Annotated in this window: 7 protein-coding genes; all 7 read left to right on the top strand. The window is 53.7% G+C overall.

Annotation, left to right across the window (positions count from 1 at the left end; translation table 11 throughout):
• On the top strand, positions 1 to 377 hold a 377-nt coding region (locus tag O6944_08220; GenBank protein ID MCZ6719116.1), incomplete at its 5' end, for a hypothetical protein.
• Between the two features lie 127 nt (positions 378 to 504).
• Positions 505 to 753, top strand: a complete 249-nt coding sequence (locus O6944_08215; protein ID MCZ6719115.1) for a DNA-binding protein — start codon at positions 505 to 507, stop codon at positions 751 to 753.
• Positions 750 to 1,139 (top strand): hypothetical protein, encoded by a 390-nt coding sequence (locus tag O6944_08210; GenBank protein ID MCZ6719114.1) that lies wholly within the window; start codon positions 750 to 752, stop codon positions 1,137 to 1,139. Before O6944_08215 ends, O6944_08210 begins: the two co-directional genes overlap by 4 nt.
• Positions 1,136 to 2,467 (top strand): DUF3987 domain-containing protein, encoded by a 1,332-nt coding sequence (locus O6944_08205; GenBank protein MCZ6719113.1) that lies wholly within the window; start codon positions 1,136 to 1,138, stop codon positions 2,465 to 2,467. Before O6944_08210 ends, O6944_08205 begins: the two co-directional genes overlap by 4 nt.
• Positions 2,468 to 2,516: 49 nt before the next feature.
• A complete protein-coding gene (locus tag O6944_08200; protein ID MCZ6719112.1) occupies positions 2,517 to 2,882 on the top strand; it encodes a hypothetical protein in 366 nt (121 codons plus the stop codon).
• A 112-nt stretch (positions 2,883 to 2,994) separates the two neighbouring features.
• A complete protein-coding gene (locus O6944_08195) occupies positions 2,995 to 3,519 on the top strand; it encodes a hypothetical protein (GenBank protein ID MCZ6719111.1) in 525 nt (174 codons plus the stop codon).
• A complete protein-coding gene (locus O6944_08190; GenBank protein MCZ6719110.1) occupies positions 3,512 to 3,898 on the top strand; it encodes an HGGxSTG domain-containing protein in 387 nt (128 codons plus the stop codon). Before O6944_08195 ends, O6944_08190 begins: the two co-directional genes overlap by 8 nt.
• Positions 3,899 to 4,287 lie beyond the last annotated feature (389 nt).

Genomic DNA, 4,287 nt, shown 5'->3' with positions numbered 1-4,287 from the left:
CCGCAATGGCACTGATGCTTGTCAATGAAGCGCTGCGTTTGAACGGCGAGGCTTCTGCTGTCGCCACCATCGATGCTCAAGAAGCTATAACCGCGGTTGTCTATCACCAGATACAAGAAAAAACGTTTGCAGCCGCAGCCTCAAAGAAAGGCAAGGACGCAGCGGATGCAAAACACAAACCGATAAAAGAAGTAAAGACCTTCGCGCTCAAGCTCGCGAAGGAAAGGCACAAGCAGGATGAAAAAATGTCTGCCTGGCAGATCAGTGACGAGATATTGGGCCGTGTAGAACATCGTGCGCAAGAGCTCGGCGTCAAGCTGAGTCCAGATCGATCCCGCAAAACCATCCATGGGTGGTTGAAGACGGCGGGATACTAAGAGAGTCTTCATTTCCTACCTGCATCGCAGACGGTGCCGCCTGCGTGGCACATGTCGTATCTTTCTGCTGTCTCAGCATTTAATTTAGTGTTCCAAAATATACGAACTGGAACTATGAGGCTAAGCAATGACTCACCATGGAATGAAGCCCCAGTCAGAACTTCATAAACGCGCCTTTCGGGAACGAGAGGCAGCGGCATACATTGGGATGTCTACATCCTTTCTCAGACAAGACCGAATGAACGGTTCTCGAGAAACCCGCACTCCGGGCCCACGCTGGATAAAAGTGGGAAGGGCGATCCGCTACCTGAAGGAGGATCTCGATATTTGGTTGGACGAGCACCGCGTTTCCGGTGCGCCGAGAGCACTGCCATGAACCGACCACTTCCGCCCTTTGGGCGCTCTGTCCTTGGTCATCTAAGACGAGGTGAAACCCTTAACCTTTGGGTGTATGGCGGACGCAGAGGCTGGGAAGAGGCTCGATGGTGTAACAAGCACATCGGTGCGGGCAGTGCTATGTTGTTACCGCCTGGCGATGATCCCGATGAGTATACATGGCCGGTGTACAGTCTCGAGTTGATGTTGGTCTGGCTTGACGGTTCTTTCGAGAAATTAAAGCAACACGCCACCGTTGCACAGTTATCTAGGTTCGACGAAATCCTTGTAAGAAATGGCGCAAGTCTGGTCGTGGCTCCATGTGCTACGGATCTCGAGGGCTTTTTGTTCTTCCGACCCCAACCATTAGAGAGCGTAGCGACATGACAGATATTCCTGTCGCGATGCATGCGCCTACTTTGGGTAGAACGCCTAGTTATTCGGGCACCGCTGAGAAAGGAAATAAAGATGCTAGTTGGCCGGAGATGGATGATGATGCTTACTACGGATTGGCCGGTGAAATCACGAATACGATCAAACCACATACAGAGGCTGACCCAGCCGGCCTTCTGACGCAGCTCCTGGTGGCCTTTGGCTCTGCTGTGGGACGGGGTCCACATTTTATGGTGGAGGGTGACATCCATGCGACTAACCTTTTCATCATTCTCGTCGGTGAAACATCAAAGGGCAGAAAGGGAATCTCTTGGGGGCGTGCCCGCCAGCTCTATGAACTGATTGATGATTCATGGGTGAAAGAACGTGTGATGTCGGGGCTGTCATCGGGTGAAGGACTCATTTGGGCCGTCCGAGATGCAATCTTCCGCCGCGAGAAGGTAGGGAAAGGTGACGACGCCCACTACGAGGACATTGAAGTAGACGTTGGCGTCGATGACAAGCGGTTGTTGGTCATCGAGCCCGAGTTCGCATCCACGTTGCGTGTCATGGCCCGCGACGGCAATACGCTCTCTCCTCTGATACGACAGGCATGGGACCGTGGTGATCTGCGGACCATGACGAAGAACAGTCCTGCTAAAGCCACGGGCGCGCTTGTCTCCATCATTGGGCATGTAACCGCAGATGAACTCCGACGCTATTTGGATCGCACGGAAGCAGGTAACGGCTTCGCAAACAGGTTTCTCTACATATGTGTCCGGCGTTCCAAATGTCTGCCCGATGGTGGACAACTCAGCCATCATAAGCTTACCCCCTATGCTCAGCGTGTAACCAAGGCTTTAGAATTTGCGCGCTCGGTTGATTGCCTTTGTAAGGACACTGAAGCACGCACTATTTGGCAGCGGGTATATCCAGAACTTTCGGAAGGACTCCCTGGCCTTTTCGGTGCCGTGACATCACGAGCCGAGGCCCAAGTAATGAGACTCGCCATGTTGTATGCGCTCCTAGATCAATCGCCACACATCAATGCACATCACCTAAAGGCGGCGCTAGCTGTGTGGGAGTATGCCGAGGCATCCGCCCGATACGTGTTCGGGACCGCTGTGGGTGATCCAGTAGCGGATGACATCCTTCGCGCTTTGCGTGCGAATCGTGATCGTGGTGGACTGACTCGTACCGAGATCTCGGGCCTATTCAAACGTCACAAGGACGCACAGGCAATCGGTCGTGCTCTGGACCTGTTGAAGCGCGAGAAGCTCGCCGACGTTAGGCAGGATAAAAAGACGGTGGGGCGACCAGTAGAAGTGTGGTTCGCAACATGAGGGACTTATTTCGCCAATTTCGCTTATTTCGCAATAGAGGTTATTGAGAATGGGCAAGTATTTGGATATGGCGCGTGAGATTCTCGATAGAACAATGCCGGATGACAAAGGCGATGATGACTTGTTGCCGTGCTCGACCAGCTATGGCGAAAAAAGCGAATTAAGCGAAATAACTACAACGGGCGACTGGAACGAATGCCTGGCCCGTAATGCTCATGTAAACCCCGCCACCCGTGGTGTTTACGAGTACAGACTGACTGATTCGCCAAGCTGGTTGGTGTTCCTCGCTCCTCCAGGCGTTGATCTGAACAATGCCCGACAGGCCCTTGAGGCCCAGTTTGGAGAAGATCGGCTAGTCGAGATACGTCCGAAGCGCGGCACGTGTGGCGAACTGCCATGCGCTAAAGACCTTTGAGAATGGGGATTACTTGCCGAAGCATGAACGTGATGGTGATAAACAAATAAATTTATTTGCTAAGGGGGCCAAGGCGGGAGGGGGCCGATGTTCGGCGATTAGGTACCCCTCGGTGGCATTTGGATTCGCAACTTTTGATATCCGATATATAGGCAAATGTGTGAGTACCGGTAACAAAACAGTTCGAACGCGCAAGAATGCACGCTCCCGTGCGGCAAACAGAGCAGAACGGCGCGGCGGTAAGCGTAAAGGTGCCGGTCAACCTAAAAAACGTCCGAGTTCGCGAAAGGCTACTGAAACAAAGCTCGTCAGGAAAGATATCCGCTCGGAATACCTGGAACTTATGGAAGTGGCGGCGAAAAAAAACAAGCAACATCGATTGCAGGTATTTGTTGATATCCTGCACGACAAGAAGTGGGAGAAGTTTCGCTCGACCAATGCCGGTGGCAAGGCGGTGTCGCAATTGATAGACGTGGTGTTTTTCAATCAATCTGGTGGCAGGGCACTGGGACCGGGGATACCACTACCAACCGGCGAGGGCGGCGAAGACGATCCAGAGTTGAGCGGACCGCCTAAGTTACGCCCGATGGAACCGGATCCGGCCAGACTGGTCCCCTTCAAGCCAGACGATGAATGACAAAAAACCGACCCCGCTACACCCCGGTTGGCTTGCGGGTGATACGGAAGAGCCAAGCGACGCAGACTATCGTCTGGTGTTCGCCGAGGTCGAAAAGCGCATCGCAGAGACTGGCGAGTCGTTTGACGATGCGGTCATGAACGTCGCCAAAAGCGATGACCGCAAGGGGTACCTAATTGCCTACGTACAATTCGATGCTGTCCGGGCTTTGGCTGAGGGCGGGAACGAGAACGCGACAATGAATCCCATGCAAAAGACCCACGCATCACCTAGGTGTGGGGCTAAGACACGGAAAGGAATCCCTTGCAAAGCGCCGGCGATGAGAAATGGCCGCTGTCGTCTCCATGGAGGCAAGAGCACCGGGTCCTCGCACGCTTGAGGGATTGGAACGGTCTAGAAAGGCACGCCGGAGACATGGTCGCTATGCCGCTGAAGCAAAGGCCAAACGGCGGCACCTCCGGCAGCTGATGCGCAAAACTCGGGGTACTCATGGAAGAGATGATCGATGCTAAAATTCATTGATGGCGAGTTGTTCTGCACGATCTGCGGCCGGCTTGAGGACGATTGCGACTGCGGTTCTGATCATATGCGCGTCGATGTTCCAGACGACTGGCAGCCAGTGCGCTGCTCACAGTGCGGCCGATGTTATTTCACCGAACGGGATCGAGATGCTTGCGATCACCGCCTTGGCGCCTGGGTAGATTTCAAGCCCACCGGCTGGATACACTAATGCGCCTATCCAAATCACGAATACTTGCCAGCCTTCAG

The organism is Gammaproteobacteria bacterium, from assembly GCA_027296625.1.
Classification (GTDB): Bacteria; Pseudomonadota; Gammaproteobacteria; order JAKEHO01; family JAKEHO01; genus JAKEHO01.
This window is presented reverse-complemented; position numbering and strand designations above follow the sequence as displayed.